This is a genomic window from Microbulbifer sp. SAOS-129_SWC, assembly GCF_039696035.1.
GTDB lineage: Bacteria > Pseudomonadota > Gammaproteobacteria > Pseudomonadales > Cellvibrionaceae > Microbulbifer.
This window is the reverse complement of the sequence record NZ_CP155567.1, coordinates 4,068,000-4,085,186: the sequence shown is the minus strand read 5'-3', so window position 1 is coordinate 4,085,186 and position 17,187 is coordinate 4,068,000. Positions and strand designations below refer to the sequence as shown.

17 protein-coding genes are annotated in these 17,187 nt (G+C 61.4%); 11 read left to right on the top strand and 6 right to left on the bottom strand.

Translation table 11 applies throughout. The annotated features are described in order from the left end of the window. The first annotated feature begins 112 nt into the window (after positions 1-112). Entirely contained in the window at positions 113-778 is a 666-nt protein-coding gene (locus tag ABDK11_RS17295; RefSeq protein WP_346837772.1) for an HAD family hydrolase, read from the top strand. Between the two features lie 37 nt (positions 779-815). Beyond that, the gene (locus ABDK11_RS17290) at positions 816-2,006 is read left to right on the top strand and encodes an imelysin family protein (protein WP_346837771.1); all 1,191 of its coding nucleotides are present in this window, start codon (positions 816-818) and stop codon (positions 2,004-2,006) included. On the opposite strand, the gene ABDK11_RS17285 is transcribed toward ABDK11_RS17290, so the two are convergent. The 6 genes from ABDK11_RS17285 to ABDK11_RS17260 form a co-directional block, all read right to left on the bottom strand. After that, complete coding sequence (locus ABDK11_RS17285; protein WP_346837770.1) at positions 2,000-2,314, bottom strand: antibiotic biosynthesis monooxygenase; 315 nt, start codon at positions 2,312-2,314, stop codon at positions 2,000-2,002. The genes ABDK11_RS17290 and ABDK11_RS17285 overlap by 7 nt on opposite strands. Before the next feature lie 114 nt (positions 2,315-2,428). Then, a complete protein-coding gene (locus tag ABDK11_RS17280) occupies positions 2,429-2,935 on the bottom strand; it encodes a DUF882 domain-containing protein (protein ID WP_346840213.1) in 507 nt (168 codons plus the stop codon). A gap of 366 nt (positions 2,936-3,301) precedes the next feature. After that, positions 3,302-4,468, bottom strand: a complete 1,167-nt coding sequence (locus ABDK11_RS17275) for a L,D-transpeptidase family protein (RefSeq protein WP_346837769.1) — start codon at positions 4,466-4,468, stop codon at positions 3,302-3,304. A 6-nt stretch (positions 4,469-4,474) separates the two neighbouring features. After that, complete coding sequence (locus ABDK11_RS17270; RefSeq protein WP_346837768.1) at positions 4,475-5,728, bottom strand: L,D-transpeptidase family protein; 1,254 nt, start codon at positions 5,726-5,728, stop codon at positions 4,475-4,477. Between the two features lie 232 nt (positions 5,729-5,960). Further along, positions 5,961-7,931 (bottom strand): L,D-transpeptidase family protein, encoded by a 1,971-nt coding sequence (locus ABDK11_RS17265; protein ID WP_346837767.1) that lies wholly within the window; start codon positions 7,929-7,931, stop codon positions 5,961-5,963. A 334-nt stretch (positions 7,932-8,265) separates the two neighbouring features. Further along, complete coding sequence (locus tag ABDK11_RS17260) at positions 8,266-9,081, bottom strand: NRDE family protein (protein ID WP_346837766.1); 816 nt, start codon at positions 9,079-9,081, stop codon at positions 8,266-8,268. Between the two features lie 274 nt (positions 9,082-9,355). Between ABDK11_RS17260 and lgt the strand changes: the two genes are divergently transcribed. From lgt to ABDK11_RS17215, 9 genes are all read left to right on the top strand, one after another. Further along, a complete protein-coding gene (gene lgt, locus ABDK11_RS17255) occupies positions 9,356-10,243 on the top strand; it encodes a prolipoprotein diacylglyceryl transferase (RefSeq protein WP_346837765.1) in 888 nt (295 codons plus the stop codon). Next, positions 10,244-11,077 (top strand): thymidylate synthase, encoded by an 834-nt coding sequence (locus tag ABDK11_RS17250; protein WP_346837764.1) that lies wholly within the window; start codon positions 10,244-10,246, stop codon positions 11,075-11,077. Then, positions 11,078-11,593: a dihydrofolate reductase gene (locus ABDK11_RS17245; RefSeq protein WP_346837763.1), complete on the top strand. Its 516-nt coding sequence runs from the start codon at positions 11,078-11,080 to the stop codon at positions 11,591-11,593. 273 nt (positions 11,594-11,866) lie between these two features. Then, positions 11,867-12,649 (top strand): DUF3450 domain-containing protein, encoded by a 783-nt coding sequence (locus ABDK11_RS17240; RefSeq protein WP_346837762.1) that lies wholly within the window; start codon positions 11,867-11,869, stop codon positions 12,647-12,649. Beyond that, on the top strand, positions 12,646-14,013 hold the full coding sequence (locus ABDK11_RS17235; RefSeq protein WP_346837761.1) for a MotA/TolQ/ExbB proton channel family protein: 1,368 nt from the start codon (positions 12,646-12,648) through the stop codon (positions 14,011-14,013). Before ABDK11_RS17240 ends, ABDK11_RS17235 begins: the two co-directional genes overlap by 4 nt. Before the next feature lie 14 nt (positions 14,014-14,027). Further along, on the top strand, positions 14,028-14,555 hold the full coding sequence (locus ABDK11_RS17230) for a MotA/TolQ/ExbB proton channel family protein (RefSeq protein ID WP_346837760.1): 528 nt from the start codon (positions 14,028-14,030) through the stop codon (positions 14,553-14,555). A gap of 125 nt (positions 14,556-14,680) precedes the next feature. Beyond that, complete coding sequence (locus ABDK11_RS17225) at positions 14,681-15,082, top strand: biopolymer transporter ExbD (protein WP_346837759.1); 402 nt, start codon at positions 14,681-14,683, stop codon at positions 15,080-15,082. Between the two features lie 5 nt (positions 15,083-15,087). Beyond that, positions 15,088-15,711, top strand: a complete 624-nt coding sequence (locus ABDK11_RS17220; RefSeq protein ID WP_346837758.1) for an energy transducer TonB — start codon at positions 15,088-15,090, stop codon at positions 15,709-15,711. A gap of 11 nt (positions 15,712-15,722) precedes the next feature. Continuing rightward, entirely contained in the window at positions 15,723-17,057 is a 1,335-nt protein-coding gene (locus ABDK11_RS17215; protein ID WP_346837757.1) for a tetratricopeptide repeat protein, read from the top strand. The last annotated feature ends 130 nt before the right edge of the window (positions 17,058-17,187 follow it).

The following is a 17,187-nucleotide window of genomic DNA, read 5'->3' as shown; positions in this document are numbered from 1 at the left end:
CGGCGACCGCGTCGCTGTGTTGAGGCCGCCGGCGAGGTAAAATTGGCCGCCGCGGCGCCGCGCTGCATGGCGGTGGCGGCAAAATGCCTATAGTTACAAAGAGGAATGTACCGTGCAGTTGGCAATCTTTGACCTGGACAACACCCTGATCGGCGGCGACAGCGATCACGCCTGGGGCGAGTTCCTGGTGCAGCGCGAGCAGGTGGACGGCGAGCGTTTCCGCGAGGCGAACGACCGCTTTTACCGCGATTACCAGCGCGGCGAGCTGGATATCTTCGCCTACCTGGAATTCGCGCTGGAGCCGCTGGCGCAGTTGTCCCGCGGCCAGCTGGACAGCCTCCACCAGCAGTTCATGGAGGAAGTGGTCAACGAAATCTGGTTGCCGAGGGCGGAAGAGTTAATTGGTCGGCATCGTCGTGCGGGTCATCATATTATGATCATCACCGCCACCAACCGCTTTGTGGTGGCGCCGATTGCGGAGCGCCTGGGGGTCGACACCCTGCTGGCCACCGAGCCGGAAGAGGTGGATGGCCTGTTTACCGGCCGCGTGCTGGGCGAGCCCTGCTATCGCAGCGGCAAGGTGTTGCGGCTGCACCAGTGGCTGGCGCATAACCCGTCGTACCAGTCGGCGGAGAAGTGGTTTTACAGCGACTCCATCAACGACCTGCCACTGCTGCAGGAGGTGGAACACCCGGTTGCGGTGGATCCGGATACGGACCTGCGCGCGCAAGCGGATACGCGCGGCTGGCCGGTGATCAGCCTGCGCGATGCGGACTGAAACGGGCGAAGAGTCATACAGTGTTGTGAGGAATTTTGTGATCGTAAATAGCATTCGGCGCGGTGGCGCCACGCTGTTGCTGGCCGCGCTGGTGGCCCTCTCGGCCTGCAGCGAGAAGCGCGACGAACAGGCGGCGCCGCAAGCCGCTGCGGCGGCCAAACCGGCGGTGCCGAGCTTCAGTGAAGAGGCGGCGCAGACGCTGTCGCGGCGGGTGTGGCAATCCGGCGAGGCGGCGCTGGTGGATACCAAGGCGGCAGTGGCCGCGCTCAACCGCGCTATCGCCACGCTGCTGGCGGGCCCCAGTGAGGACCATCTCGAGGCGGCGCGGCTGGCGTGGCTTGAGGCGCACCGCGATTTCGCCGCGGCGCTGCCCTATATCCAGCTGGCATTCGCGCCGGCGGATCTGCGCGGCGAGGGGCGCAAGCTGGAGCTGTCGCTGGACAGCTGGCCGGTGCAACCGGGCTACCTGGACACGGTGCCGGGCTATTCCAACAGCGGTATCGTCAATGACACCGCCATCGAGCTGAACCTGGCCAACCTGCGCCGCCAGCACCGCCTGACCGCCAACGAGGAGGCCAGCACCGGCTTTCACGCGATGGAAATCATGCTGTGGGGGCCTACCGGTGAGCGTGCGGCGAAAGATTTCGTCGCGGTCAACAAGGGGGAAAAGCCCGAAGCCCAGGCCGCCAACCGCCGCCGCGAGCTGACCCGTCTGATCGGTCGCGGCATGGCGGAGGACATCGACGGCCTGGTGCGCCGCTGGCCCTTCACCGCCAACGACCTGTCGCGCTACTTCCTCGCCCTGAGTCCTGCTGCGCGGATCCAGCAGATTCGTGCCGCTGAAGTCCGCACCGTCGACGAAGAACTGCTGCGGCGCCTGCCGGAGAGTTCCGAGAGCGATGTGGAGAGCGGTCGCGCGGCGGATTCCAAGCTGGCCCTGCTGGCGATGCTGCGCACCCTGGAGGCCGATTGGATCCCCGCCAACGGCGGCGGTCTGGCCGATCTGCTGCTCGACCGCCACCAGGCGGAGGCGCTGGCGCAGCGCTTTGCCGCGCTGGAAGCGCTGCTGCTGAAGATGGAAGATCCGATCGAGTTGGCGGAACTGAGCCAGTTGGCACAGGCGCGGGATCTGCTGGAACAGATAGCCGGCCTGATGGCCGGCACTACCCAGGTGCCGGTCAGCGCGGACGAAATGACGCCGGTCAACCTGCCGGCGGACGCTCAGTAGTTGCCAGCCGGCTGCTCGCCGGGGTGGGTGTAGCGGCGCCGCACTTCCACCACTTCCACCTTGTAGGATTCATACCAGCGGGCGCGCCCCAGCTCCTGGGCCAGGATGTGCTCCGCGTCCTGGCGCCAGCGGCGGATATCCTCTTCGCGGTGCCAATAGGAGATGGCGATCTCCTGTTTCCCTTCGGTCACCGCAATAAAGTCCAGGCAGCCGTAATGGTCGAACGCCAGTTCGCGCATCCTGGCCACGGTCCTGCCGTACTCAGGGTCCTGATCGCCGGTGACGGCGGTGAAGATGACTGCAAACATCCCGGCATTTCTCTTTTTGTGGTTGGCTTGGGGATTCTCCGCGATGCCCGCGCTGCGCGCAAAAAAAAAGGCCGCCAGTTACCTGGCGGCCTTTGTGTGCCCGGGGGCAGTCGCTTACCAGCGACGTACCGGGCCAGTGTCTACGTGGACAAAGTTGCTCTTCGGGTAGTAACCCACACCGCCGAGCTTCAGTTCCAGCGCTGCCTGACGCAGCTTGCTGAGCGGGATGCCCGGCATGCGCAGGTCGATCGCCATGCCACGGGTGTGGTAACTGTGCTTGGCGACGCCTTTGGAGCGCGAGCGCAACATGGCGTTGGTCTTCGGCGAGCGATAACCCGAGATGATCTGGATTTCGCCGTTGTAGTTCAGCTTTTCTTTCAGCTTGTACACCAGCTCGAGGACTTTCGGGTCCATGCGCGTTACTTCGTTGGCGCGGTGGTCACGCAGCAGGCGGTTGAATTGCTTCAGACCGGAGCTGTCGAAGTGACCATTCGACCAGAAGGCGGTGTTCAGCCTTTCTCCTGTATGCAGGTTGCGCATTCTCAAGGTGCGTGCGCTACCTACTTTTGCGAATGTCGGTCCGGCACTGACCGCGGCCGCTGTTGCACAGGTTACTGCCAGGAACCGGCGTCTGGATGGATTCTTCATACCCTGTTTCCGCCTCGTCGTCTGTTTCTCGTCTGGGCCCCCTGTTGCTTTTGGCGTCAGGAGGTACGGGATGAACTGTACAAAAAATAACCTTGTGTTACAAACCGGTAGCGCTTAATGCCGAAATAATCCTAGGGGGCGGCTGGTAATTTATTTCTCCATACACTACCCGAAGCGGCGCCAGCGGCGAATTGACGAGCAACAGCGGTAAAAATAAGAGACAGCGTTGTCATTTATCGGCCTGCACGGAAAAATATTTTTTTTGCGACCAAATGATGTATTTGAGTCTGAATGGAGAGTCTGAAGGGGCAGCGGGGCGCGATGCGGCGTCGGGGCGGTTCAGCGGGACGGTGACGAGTCGCGGTGGTAGAGATCGCGGCGGAACTGCACCTGCCCGCGGTTATCCACCCAGGCGGTGATATAGGTGATGAGCACCCGCGGCGGCTGATCCACGCGGATATTGAGGCTCTCGTCACCGGTAGTGGCCTCGGCGACCCGGGTTCTGTCCCAGCCCTGCGGGCGCAGCAGCGCATAGGCCAGCTCCTCGGGGTGCTGCAGGCGTATGCAGCCGTGGCTGTAGGCCCGGTCGCGCAGCTCGAACAGGCTCTGCGCCTGGGTATCGTGCAGGTAAATCGCCTGCTTGTTCGGCATCACGAACTTGACCCGCCCCAGGGTGTTGCCGGGGCCTCCCATCTGACGCAGGGTCGCGCGGCCGTGGGCGGCGCGGTCGATACCGTCGGCGGAGATGGGGGCGGTGGCGCCACTGTGGTAGTTGACCACGCGATAACCGCGGCGCTGCATCGCCTCGGGGTTGCTGCGCGCCTTGGGCAGCAGCTCGGTCAGCAGGATGCTGCGCGGCACCGTCCAGCTGGGGTTGAACACAATATTGGTGATGCGCGTGCGCAGCGTGGGGGTGTGGGTACTGGTTTTTCCCACCACGGTTTTCATGCTCAGCGTTACGCGCCCCTGTTCGACCAGTTGCAGGCGAAAATCCGGCACATTGATCAGCACGTAGCGTTGACCGGTGACGTTCGGCAGCTTGTCCCAGCGCTCGGCATTGAGCTCCAGCTGGCGCGCGCGCTCGCCGGGCGGCACTGCCAGTTCGGCCAGGGTGACCCTGTCCAGGGTACCGCTGGCGGTGAGGCCGTGGCGCCGCTGGTAGTGCTCCACGGCCGCCTGTACGGCACCATCGAACCGCGCCGGGTTCTGGCTGCCTCTGCCGGACAGGGGGCCGGGCAGACCGCGATAGTCGCCGAGCAGAGCCAGCAGCAGGCGCAGTTCTGTGACCCGCGGGTCCTTGTCGCCCGGCTGCAGCGGGCTGCCACTGAGCGACTGCCACTGTTGTTGCAGCGCGCGGTAGCGCTGCGCCTGTTGGCGCAGGGCCGCACCGGCGTGGGCGGGCTCCACGGCTGCTACCGCGGAGGGGCTATTGCCTGCCGCCGCCACTGCGGGCAGGGAGGCGATCAGGATCAGGAGAGCCGCCAGGCGGCGGACGTATCTATGCATCGCCAGTCACTCCGCCTTGCCGCCGCGATCGCCGCCCGCGCGGTCGCTTTCGGCATTGTCGCGGCCATAGATGTCGGGGCGGAACTGCAATTGCCCGGCGTCGTCGACCCACGCGGTCCAGTAGGCGATATACACCGGGATGGGATTGCGCAGCGCGATACCCCGGGTGCGATGACTGGCGAGTGCGCGCTCGATACGGCTGTCGCTCCATTGGTTCTGCTGCCGCAGCATCATACGGGCGAATTCCAGCGGTTTTTCCAGGCGGATACAGCCGTGACTGAAGGCGCGCTCGCTGCGCCGGAACAGGTACTTGCTGTTGGTGTCGTGCAGGAAAATGGCCTGGCGGTTGGGGATCACGAATTTGACCCGCCCCAGCGCATTACCGGGGCCGCCTTTCTGTTGCAGGCTGACACTGCCTCGGCGGGTGGCGGCAATATTGCGCGAGGTAAAGGGCACGGCGCGGCCGCTGTGGTTGACCAGGCGGTATCCGTCGGCGGCGAGGCTGGCGCCGCCCTTCGGCAGCAGTTCGCGCACGGCGATATTGCGCGGCACCCGCCAGATGGGGTTGAAGATCACGCGCGTCATGCGCGTGGCCAGTTGTGGCGTCATGTGGTCTGGCTTGCCCACCACCACGCGCATGCGGTACTGCTCCCGGCCGTTGTCGATCAGGTGCAGCTGAAAATCGGCAATATTGATCAGGATGTAGCGGGGGCCGAGATCCTTGGGTATCTGCTGCCAGCGCTGCAGATTGGCCGCCAGCGTGCGCGCGCGCTCGGCCGGATCCACGTTCAGGCGCGCGCGCGTGCGTTTGTCGACCAGTGCGTCTTCCTTGAGGCCGTGGCGGTGCTGGAAGCGGCGTACCGCCTGTTGCAGCTGCGGGCCGTACACATCGGCGTCGGAGTCACTGCCGGTACGATCGCTGAGGGAATAGTCGCCGTACTGCATCAGCAGGCTGCGCAGCTGGCGCACGCGGGGATCGCGCATGCCCGGCGCCAGTGGCGGCCCGGCGTCGAGCGGCTGCCAGTTGTCGCCGCGGGCGAGGCTGAGATAGCGCGCCAGCTCCTCGCGCATCAGCGCGTACTGCCGGCCGATGGGCCGATAGGGAGACAGCGGGGCAATACCGGCCGCGGATTCGCCGGTATCAGCGGGCACCGATTGCGCCGGCGTCGATGCGGCCAGTGCCAGGGCCAGAGTCAGGCCCAGGGCACCGATCTGGTGCGAATGGGTGCGAAAAAACTGCTTCTGGATGCCGACGCCCATGGTGTACCCCTGCAAGCCGGTGAGTCGCGTATGGACTGAGAGCCGTGCTCACATTGGTAACTTGTGACCGGGGATACCCAAATACCGTTGGGGAATAATGCGCAATATAGACAACGTCGGCGCGCCCGAGCCGGCACTGCGGCAGGCTCGGGAATGTGGCTGAAGTGGGCGACTGCAGCCGGGGCGGCAATCAAACAGTCGGCGATGGGGCTGTTTGACTGCCGGTGAACGATTACCGCTGGTTGGCCATCAGGCCGTCCTTGTCATAGATATCCGGGCGGAAATTGAGGCGTCCCTCGCCGTCCACCCAGGCGGTCCAGTAGGTGATGTAGACCGGTACCCGCTCCTCCATCTTGACCTCGGTGGTGTCGCCGCCGGCGATCAGGTCGTCGATGCGCCACTGGTCCCAGTCGCCCTGGGGCCGCAGCAGTGCCTCGGCCAGGTGGCGGGGGCTCTGCAGGCGGATGCAACCGTGGCTGTAGTCGCGGTTGGTGAGGGTGAACAGGGTGCGCGCGCGGGTATCGTGCAGATAGACATCGTACTTGTTGGGAATCTCGAACTTGACCCGGCCGAGGATGTTGTCTTCGCCGCCCATCTGGCGCATCAGGTAAGAGCCGGCGCCGGCGGCGGACAGGTTTTTCGGCGTCAGCGGCAGGTTCTCGCCGCTGGCGTTGACGACCCGGTAACCCATGTCCTGCATGCCGCTGGGATTGGCGCGCGCCTTGGGCAGCAGTTCGTTGACCAGGATGCTGCGCGGCACCGTCCAGGTCGGGTTGAAGATCACCTTGCTGACGCGGGTGGTGATTTCCGGGGTCGCGTGTTTTTTCTTGCCCACGACCACGTTCATGGTCAGTTTCTCGATACCGTTTTCCACGTAGTGCAGCTTGTATTCGGGCACATTGACCTGGATGAAGCGGCTGCCCAGTTCTGTGGGCAATTGTTCGCGGCGGCGGATATTGCTCTCGATGATCTGCGCGCGCGCGGTCGGCGACAGGTTCAGGCGCTGGCGGGTCGCGCGACCGACGATACCGTCCGGTTTGAGGCCGTGGCGGGTCTGGAAGCGGATCACCGCGTCGTGCAGGCGCCGGTCGAACTTGTCGCTGTTGTACTCGCCGCTGTAACTGCGGTAATCGCCGTACAGGGCCAGCATATTGCGCAGCAACGCGACATGGGGGTGCTTGGCACCGATGGTCATCGCCGGCCCCGGTGGCAGCGGGCGCCACATGCCACTAGCGGCGATCTGGCGCATGCGTGCCAGTTCACTGCGCAGCGCCGCGGCCTCACCGCCGAAGCGCCGGTACTCTTCGATGTAGGGGCCCTCGCTGTTTTCGCTGGCACCCGCGCGCACGATGGGCGGCAGCCCGTTGCTGTGGCGGTAGTCGCGCTGGGCATTGCGTGGCGGCAGGCCGCCGGCGGCGAAGCGCTCATTGCTGGTGCGGCCGGCGCTGTAGCCGTTGTTGTAGGTGGGGCGGTTGTAGCGGATGTTGCTGGAGCTGGAGTAGTGGCGCGAACGGTCGATCTGCTCGCGGCTTGCGCGCCCCTCGCGCTGGTAGGAATCGGAATATTTTTCGCTGTCGGCACCGCGGGTGTATCCGCGGAAGTAGCGCCGGCCGCTGGGTTCACTGCCCTGGCGCGCGGCGATCAAACCCACCAGCTGGAAGCCGCCTTCCGCGCCGTTGACCGGGGTGATGTTGCGGCGCGGTCGGCTTTTCGGGTTCAGCTTGTCGAGCTGGGTGTCGCGGGCGTAGGACACGAACGCGTCGGTCAGCAGCACGTCGAGCACGGCGGCCATCTGCAACTTTTGCGGCGTGTCGCGCAGGGTGCGGTCGAAGTAGCCGAGGTGGTAGCGGTAGTCGACCATGCTGCTGGGGTTGCCGGAGCTGGAAGCGGTGAGCTGCTTGAGCAGGTCGTTGGCGGTGTCGCTGAGGCTGTAATTGTCGAACCACAGCAGCCGGTAGTCGGTGCGCTCGTAGATGCGGCGTACCGCGGCCGGGTTGAATATCGGGTCCTGGGCCGGCCAGCTTTCCGGGGCTTTCTCCAGCCAGCGTACCAGGTGCGGGCGCACGGCGTTTTCCGGCAGCACCGGTACGGTTTTCTGGTTGGCACTAAAGGCGTAGTAGAGGGCAAACACACACAGGCTGCCGAGCAGCAGTAGCGGCAGCAGAGATTTGCGTTTGCGGCGCTCAGGGTTGAAATAAGACATGGTACCTCAGCGATACTGCAGGGGCCCGGTTTGCCATCAGTGGCCTGTTGCCGGACGCCAGATCGTTCATACCTTCCCAACCTGCGGCGAGCCGATCCTGTTGTTCGTCGAATCTATCGACGGCTCACCTGTGTCATGCGTCCCGCGCGACCTTCCTTATATAGACGGCGGTGGCGGTCACCTTGCGCGTAACTCAACCAATGCCTGTCTGTGAAATTAAGTATGGCAACAAATGCAAATTTTGCTTGGCGTAGATTTCATTTGACCTTACGCGGGGGAAAAATCTGTGACCGGGGGGGGCTGCTGGGGGTGCTGCTGTTCGCGGAGGCGGGCCTCAAGCGAGCGTGAAATGACGCAGCGGTCCGTTCGCGCGGCCGCGGTGGTAGCTTTGTTCCCACAGCTGGCTGCGGCCGCGGTGGTCCACGGCGATCACGGTGCTGGCGCGGGTGCCGTAACCGCCGGGCTGGTCGGCGGTGGATGCCTGGGCAAAGTCTTCGGGCTCGATGTGGATAAACAGCGGCGACAGCGCCAGCTCCAGTGCCGCGCTGACACCGGTGTGCGGCAGGTCGGCGGCGGGGGCGGGGCGGTCGTCGCGCAGCAGCGCCAGGGCCGGCAGCACGAAACCGCGCTCGTCGATCTGCTCGCCGGCGTCGCGCAACAGCTGCGCCAGGCCCTCGCGGCCTCTGCGCACTTTGGGCCAGGGCGCGTCCGGGGCACCGTTGGAGATCCCATGGATACCGGGCTCGACAGTGAAGGGGCGGTGGCGGTTGCCGGCGCACACCAGTTCGCGCTCGGCGCCGAGCTGGAACAGCAGCGTATTGAAGCCGCGGTAGCGCGGGCCGTCCAGGCCGGCGGCATAGTCTTCCGGGGTGGATTCGCCGGTGAGAAAGTCGCGCGGGATGTCGCCGCGCGACAGCGCCAGATGTGGCTCCGGCCGACCGGGTTCGCGCACGTTGGTGACGGCCGCCGCACGGCCGCGGGCAATGCCGGCCCAGGTACCACCGCCCTCCAGATCACGCCCGGCTACCAAGTTTTCACCGGGCCAGGGCGCGGCGGGGGCGCTGGCGCGCCGGTAGAACTCGTCGCGGTTGGCGATCAGCAGCAGTGGGTAAAGTGGGTGGCTGCGGTAAGCGAATAGAACCAGGCACATATTCGATGGTCACTTATTTGGCGGCCAAAGGCCGGTGCGACCCGCGAAGTGGCGCAGCCGGTCACCCCGGGCCGTGGAAACTGGTAAACTCCTGTGCCTTATAGTAACCCGGCCGCAATCTGGGCCAAGGTCGATTGCGGCCGGTGCACGCGTTCGGGGCGGGGCGATTATTCGCCAGTACCCGAATTGCTCGGGCGACATCAAAATAGCGTGTTTGTGCTCTATTTTGGCGCCGCCTTAATAAACTGTGCTCACCAACTGTTGTGAATTTTTTATGCTGACATACCCGCAAATCGACCCCGTGGCGATTGATCTAGGGACCTATACCATCCCGTTTATCGACAAGGTGGTCCACCCGCAGATCCACTGGTACGGGATTATGTACCTGCTGGGCTTCCTGGCTGCCTGGCGGCTCGCGCTGCGGCGCGCGGCCAAGCCCTGGTCGCCGGTGATCAAGTCCGAGGTGGAGGATATGATTCTCTACTGCGCCATCGGTGTGGTCGTGGGCGGGCGTCTCGGCTACATGTTCTTCTACGACTTCCCGCAACTGGTGGCGGAGCCGCTGTCGCTGTTGCGCGTATGGGAGGGCGGCATGAGCTTCCACGGCGGCCTGGTCGGGGTCATGGTGGCGGCAGCCGTGTACGCGCGCAAGGTCGGCACTACCTTCCCGGCACTGATCGATTTTGTCGCGCCACTGGTGCCCATTGGCCTCGGCCTGGGGCGTATCGGCAACTTTATCGGCGGCGAACTGTGGGGGCGGCCCACCGATGTGCCCTGGGGCATGGTGTTCCCGCGGGATCCCGAGCAGCTGGTGCGCCACCCGTCGCAGCTGTACCAGGCGACCCTCGAGGGCCTGGTACTGTTCTGCGCGCTCTGGTGGTTCTCGCGCAAGCCGCGTCCGCGGCTGGCGGTGGGTGGCCTGTTCCTGCTGTTGTACGGCATTTTCCGCTTCTCTGTGGAGTTCGTGCGCCAGCCGGACGCGCAGATCGGCTATGAGTGGTTCGGCTGGATGACCCGCGGCCAGGAGCTGTGCCTGCCAATGATCGCTGCCGGTATCGCCATCCTGGTGTGGAGCTACCGCACCCAGCCGCTGCCCAAGGGGCGCGGCGGTGACGCCGCGGCAGAACAGTCGAAAAAACAGGCGAAGAGTGGGGTGCGTTAAATGAAGCAATACCTCGACCTGATGCGCCACGTGCGCGACAACGGCACCCGCAAGAGCGACCGCACCGGCACCGGCACCCTGAGCGTGTTCGGCTACCAGATGCGCTTCGACCTGGCCGCCGGCTTCCCGCTGATCACGACCAAAAAGTGCCACCTGCGCTCGATCGTGCACGAGCTGCTGTGGTTCCTGAAGGGCGATACCAATATCGCCTACCTGAAGGAAAACGGTGTGCGCATCTGGGATGAGTGGGCCGATGACAACGGTGACCTGGGGCCGGTATACGGCTATCAGTGGCGTTCCTGGCCGGCGCCGGGCGGTCGTCATATCGACCAGATCAGCCAGCTTGTCGAGCAGCTGAAGACCCGCCCGGATTCGCGCCGCCTGATTATCAGCGCCTGGAATCCCGCCGACCTGCCCGACGAGGGCGTATCGCCGGCGGACAACGCCGCCGCCGGGCGCATGGCGCTGGCGCCCTGCCACGCGCTGTTCCAGTTCTATGTGGCCGACGGCAAGCTGTCCTGCCAGCTGTACCAGCGCAGTGCGGATATCTTCCTCGGCGTACCGTTCAATATCGCCTCCTACAGCCTGCTCACGTTGATGCTGGCACAGGTGTGCGGCCTCGAGCCGGGGGACTTTATCCACACCTTCGGCGACGCCCACCTGTACTCCAACCATATGGAACAGGTGGAGGAGCAGCTGTCCCGCGAGCCATTGCCGCTGCCGCAGATGCACCTGAACCCGGAAGTCTCCGACCTGTTTGCGTTCCGCTTCGAGGATTTCGAGCTGCGCGGCTACCAGGCCCATCCGCATATCCCCGCACCGGTGGCTGTATAAATGAAGCAAGACACTCCCATTGCCCTGATCGCGGCCGTGGCCCGCAATGGTGCAATCGGCCGCGACAATGGCCTGCCGTGGCGCATTTCCGGCGATCTAAAGTTCTTCAAGCGCACCACTTTGGGGAAACCTGTGCTTATGGGGCGCCACACTTTCGAGTCCATCGGCCGCCCGCTGCCGGGACGCGAGAATATTGTGATCACGCGCAATCCCCATTGGCGCGCCGATGGGGTAACCTGTGCGTCGTCTCTGGAGGCCGCCGTGGAAATGGCCCGGCGCTCGGCGGCGGGCACCGGCATCACCGAGATCATGGTGATCGGTGGCGGGCAGATTTATCGCCAGGCGCTGCCGCTGGCTGCGCGTCTGTACCTGACCGAGGTGGATGCCGAAGTCGAGGGCGACGCTTTCTTCCCGGCGCTGGATGAAAACTGGAGCGAGACTTCGCGCGAGTGTTACCCGGCGTCGGACAGGGATGAATACAACTACTGCATAGTCCAGTACGACAGGTCAAAATAAAATCAGTTTGATCGATTTGTGTTCTTGCTGGTAAATTCACTCATCGCCCACAGCGTAAATAGTGTCGCGAATGTGTGCATGGCACCCGATTTTGTTACCCATTTGTTACCGTGCTACACACCGCTGTCGATACTGTCAATCGACATTTGAATAATCAAATCGGCTGTTTACAATGTGCGGCTCTTAGCTGTCTTCACACCAAATCGAAACCGCGTTGTGGCAGCTAACTCATCGCGACCATGTTGTGAAATATTGAACCCACTGGGGGGTCTAATGAAAACCAAGCGATTCATGGCTGTGGCGCTGACCACTGCGCTGTCTGCCGGCGCACTGTACGGCAGCGTAGCCACTGCGGATACTCTCAATAACGTCCTCGCCGTCGAGCAGCAAAAAACCACTGCTGCCCAGTCGTCTCAGAAGCGCATCGACAAGATCGCCGAAGAAACTGGCGGTCTGCTGCAGGATTTCAAAGTAGTTAACAAGCAAATCGATGGCCTGCGCGTTTACAATCGCCAGCTTGAGAAGCAGCTGGCAAACCAGCTGGCCGTGATCAAGGACCTGAACGAATCCATCGAAAACGTCACTGTTATCGAGCGCCAGATCCAGCCGCTGATCCTGAAAATGCTGGACAGCCTGGAGCAGTTCATCAAGCTGGACGCACCCTTCCAGCTGGACGAGCGCATGAGCAACCTCGAGCACGTGAAGAAGGATATGGACCGCTCTGACGTGAACGTTGCGGAGAAATTCCGCGAGGTTCTGGAGCTGTACAACTTCGAAGCCGAATACGCGCGCAAGATCACCAGCTACGGTGACACTCTGAACGTGAATGGCACCGATCGCGAAGTCAACGTACTGCAGATCGGCCGTATCGCCCTGCTGGCTCAGACCACCGATTCCAAGATCTCCCTGGCCTACGACAAAGAAAAGCGTGCCTGGGTTGAGATCGATGCCGGCGAATACCGTCGTGCCATCATGAACGGCCTGAAGATCGCCAAGAAGCAGGCTAGCACCGACATTATGACCATGCCGATTGCGGCTCCGGAGGCAGCGCAATGAAAACTATCGCCAAACGCCTAATCGCAGTAGCAGCGGCTGGCCTGATCAGTGCCGGCGCCGTTGCGGAAGAGAAAGCCACTTCTCTGGATCAGCTGCTGAAGATGGTTCAGCAGTCCAAGATCGCTGAAACCAAAGAGCACCGCCAGCGCGAAGCGGAGTTCCGCCGTCAGAAGGCCAATCAGCAGGCCCTGCTGACCAAGGCGCAGAACACCCGCGCGTCCGAAGAGGCCCGTTCCGCAGAGCTCGAGAAGAAGTACCAGGAGCAGGAAGTTGCGGTTCAGCAGAAGCGCAAGCAGCTGGACGAGCGCATGGGCTCCTTGAAAGAGCTGTTCGGTCACCTGACCTCCACCGCTGGCGACCTGCGCGCCAACCTGCAGAGCTCTCTGGTGTCCGCTCAGTATCCTGGCCGCACCGAGTTCCTCGACAAGCTGATCGGGAAAATGAACTCCCAGACCAAGCTGCCGACCATCGATGAGATCGAGCGTCTGTGGTACGAGCTGCAGCGTGAAATCGTCGAAGACGGCAAAGTGGTCAAGTTCACCGGTACCGTGATCAAGCCGAACGGCGAGCAAGCCGAACAGGAAGTGGTCCGTATTGGTAACTTCAACCTGGTTTCCAACGGCAAGTACCTGGAAATGACCGACGGCAACAAAATGGCCGAGCTGATCCGTCAGCCCGACAGCAAGTACCAGAGCATGGCTGCAGACCTGCAGACTGCCACTTCCGGTTTCAGCCCGGTGGGTATCGACCCGACTGGCCCGACTGGCGGTTCTTACCTGAAGGCCATGATCAACAGCCCGAGCATTGTTGAGCGCTGGCACCAGGGTGGCCCGGTTGGTTACATCATCTCCGCGGTAGGTGTTGTCGCCATGCTGCTGGCTATCTGGCGTCTGATCGTGCTGTCCGGTGTTAGTGCCCGCGTTAACGCGCAGCTGCGCTCCGAGACCCCGAACACCAACAACCCGCTGGGTCGTGTTCTGGCTGTGGCCGATGAGAACAAGGGTGTCGACGGCGAGACTCTGGAACTGAAGATGGAAGAAGCGGTGCTGAAAGAGCGCCCGGCCATCGAGTCCGGCCTGAACCTGCTGAAGATCATCTCCATGGTCGCCCCGCTGCTGGGTCTGCTGGGTACCGTTGTCGGTATGATCGTAACCTTCCAGGCTATCACCATCTTTGGTGCTGGTGACCCGAAAGCGATGGCTGGCGGTATTTCCGGCGCCCTGGTAACCACCGTACTGGGTCTGGTTGTAGCGATTCCGACCGTGCTGATGCACACCATCGTTAACGGCCGTGCCAAGCGCATCCTGCACATCCTGGATGAGCAGAGCACTGGTATCGTGGCGGAAAACGCCGAGCGTAAATAAGAGGAGGCGGCAACATGCACGCATTAAATGACGCATGGGCCGCCGTCAACGCCTTTATGGCGTCGGGCGGGCCAGTACTTTTTCTGATCGCCGGCCTGACCTTCTTTATGTGGACGCTGATCTTTGAACGGGTGTTCTATTTCCACAAGTCGATGAAGGGCGATGTCCAGACGGCTGTGGATCAATGGGAGAAGCGCTCCGAGCGCAAATCCTGGAACGCCCACCAGATCCGCTACGCGCTGATTTCCCGGGTATCCGAGAAGATCAACAGCAATTTGGACATGATTCAGGCTTGTGTATCCCTGGCGCCCCTGTTCGGGCTTCTGGGTACCGTCTGGGGCATGATCAACGTGTTCGAGGTTCTCGCGATTACCGGTGGCGGTGACGCCAAGCAAATGGCCAGTGGTGTATCCATGGCCACCATTCCTACAATGGCAGGTATGGTGGCGGCACTGTCCGGTGTGTTTGCAAATACTTACGTCACACGTAAGGCGGAGCGCGAAAGCCAGCTGCTGGAAGACCATCTGACGATGGATCACTAAGGCACCACATAGGGCAAAAGGCGGGGCCCACGGCACACGCTTTTTGCTTAGAAGGTTTAGCCAGGCCAGAAACTTTCGCCGCGGCCCTTCGGGGCCCGGCCGAGAAGTTCGCTAAGAGAGTTGCTATGAGCAAGAGACAAAATACGGCAGAAGAAGAAGCAGGAGCGATCGACCTCACGCCCATGCTGGACGTGGTGTTTATCATGCTGATCTTCTTTATCGTCACCGCGACCTTTATCAAGGAGCCGGGTGCCGAAGTGGTCAAGCCGGAAGCGACACAAGCTGAACTCAAAGCCACCTCCATTCTGGTTGCGATTAATTCCAACAACGAAATCTGGATTGCCAAGGAAAAAGTGGACGACCGCATGGTCAAGTCTAAGCTCGAGCGTCTTTACGCCGAGAATCCCAAGGGATGGTTGGTAATTCAGCCCGATAAGAAAGCGAGTATCGAGAAGATTGCTCTGATTGCGAATGCAGCCAGAAAGGTCGGTATCGAGAAAGTTTCGGTCGCGACAGAAAAGAGTTAACAGCTATGAATCCGGTAAGATTAGTAGGGGCGGGTGTGCTGGCGGTAGTCACCACCTTTGCCCTGATCTTAACCATGCATCTGCTGATTGCGGCAAACATGAAGGCTCCTGAGGATAAGGAGACCATCAAAGTTGCCGATATCGTGATGCCTGAGCAAAAGATCGAAACCAAATACGACACCAGTAAACCGGACAAGCCCGACGAGCCGGAGACTCCGCCGCCGGAAATGCCGGAACCTGAGTTCGACAATCCCGATGTGGATAGCTCCCTCAATATGGCTGCGCCGCGCGCCAATGCCGACATGAAACTCGGTGGCCTCGGCAACTTTGCCAGTGAGGGTGATTATCTGCCGATCGTGAAAGTGGCGGCGCAGTATCCACGCCGTGCACTGCAGCGGGGTATCGAGGGTTATGTGATTATCGAGTACACCGTAACCAAAAATGGCTCTGTACGTGATCCGCGTGTGGTCGAGGCGTTTACCAAAGACGGTAACCCCACCACCATCTTCAACCGCTCGGCGCTCAAGTCGGCGTTGAAGTACAAGTACAAGCCGCGGGTGGTCGACGGTCAGGCGATCGAAGTTCCTGGTGTTAAAACCAAGATCAGCTTCGATCTGCAGAAGAACTAAAGGGGACGCATATGAAGTTGACGACCATGACGAAGGGGATCTCCAGATTCGTCTTGCGCACGTCCGTGGCGCTGCCCCTGGTGCTGGCCCCGGCCGTGAGCGTAACCGTACTGCAGGCGGCGGGTGTTTCGGCACCCTTCGCCCAGGCTCAAGCTGCGGAAAAAACGCGTAAAGTCCCGGCGATGCGGCAAAACGTGTTCAAGAAGCTCGGTAAGGTGCAGGAAGCTGCCGACAAGCAGAACTGGCCAGAAGCGCTGGCCGGCCTGCGGGATATGGAATCCGAGATGGATAAGTACAACGCGTATGAAAAAGCGCAAACGTACTATTTCTCCGGTTTTGTTTACTACAGCATGGAGCGGTACAAGGAGGCGATTGCAGCCTACAAGAAAGTACTTGCCCAGGGTGTACAAAATATCCCGGTCGGTGTCGAACTGAACACCTACAAGACGATCTCCCAGCTGTACTTCATCCAGGAGAACTACGATCAGGCCCTCACTTACATGAAGAAGTGGATGGCCGCATCGGAAACCATCAGTGCCACGGATTACGCACTGCTCGCCCAGATGTATTACCAGAAAGGCGATCAGGGTAATGCGCTCAAGTACATCAACAAATCAGTGTCGATGTTCGAGAAAGGTGGCAAGGTGCCGAAGGAGAACTGGTATAGCTTGCAGCGCTTCCTCTACTACGAGAAAGACGACTACAAGACCGTTACCAGTATCCTGGAAAAGCTGGTCAAGCACTACCCGAAAGCGGAGTACTACAAGCAGCTCGCCGGCATGTACGGCCAGCTCAAGCGGGAAAAAGACCAGCTGTACATGATGGAAGCGGCTTACATCGCCGGAGCCCTGCAGAAAGAGAAAGAGCTGTTGAACATGGCTTATCTCTTTATGGGTAACGAGATGCCGTACAAGGCTTCCAAAGTGATCAGCAAAGGGATCAAGGACAAGAAGATCGAGCGCAACTCCAAGAATCTGGAAACCCTGGCTCAGGCCTACCAGATGGCTCAGGAGCTGCAAAAGGCAATCCCGCAACTTGAGGCCGCTGGCAAGCTGTCTGACAAGGGCGATATCTACGCACGTCTGGCCGGTATTTACCTGGACCTGGACAAGAATGGTAAGGCCCTGGAAGTCGCCGGCAAGGCACTGAAGAAAGGTGGCGTGAAGCGCGATGACCAGCTGTATATTGTTCAGGGTATGGCGAATGCCAACCTGAAGAAATACGATGCAGCGTTGACCGCTTTCAAAAAGGCTGCCAAAGACGATCGCTCGAAGAAGTTCGCTCAACAGTACATTGTATTTATTGAGAAAGAGCAGAAGCGCGCGAAGCAACTCGGAGAGGAATAATCTCCTAGCAGTTGCAATCAATAAAAAGGCCGCACAGCAATGTGCGGCCTTTTTTTGTGTGTTATTTATGCAATTTTTGCACTTTGGCGCGGAAAAAGTTGCAATCCCGAAAAATTAGACTAATTGGTTA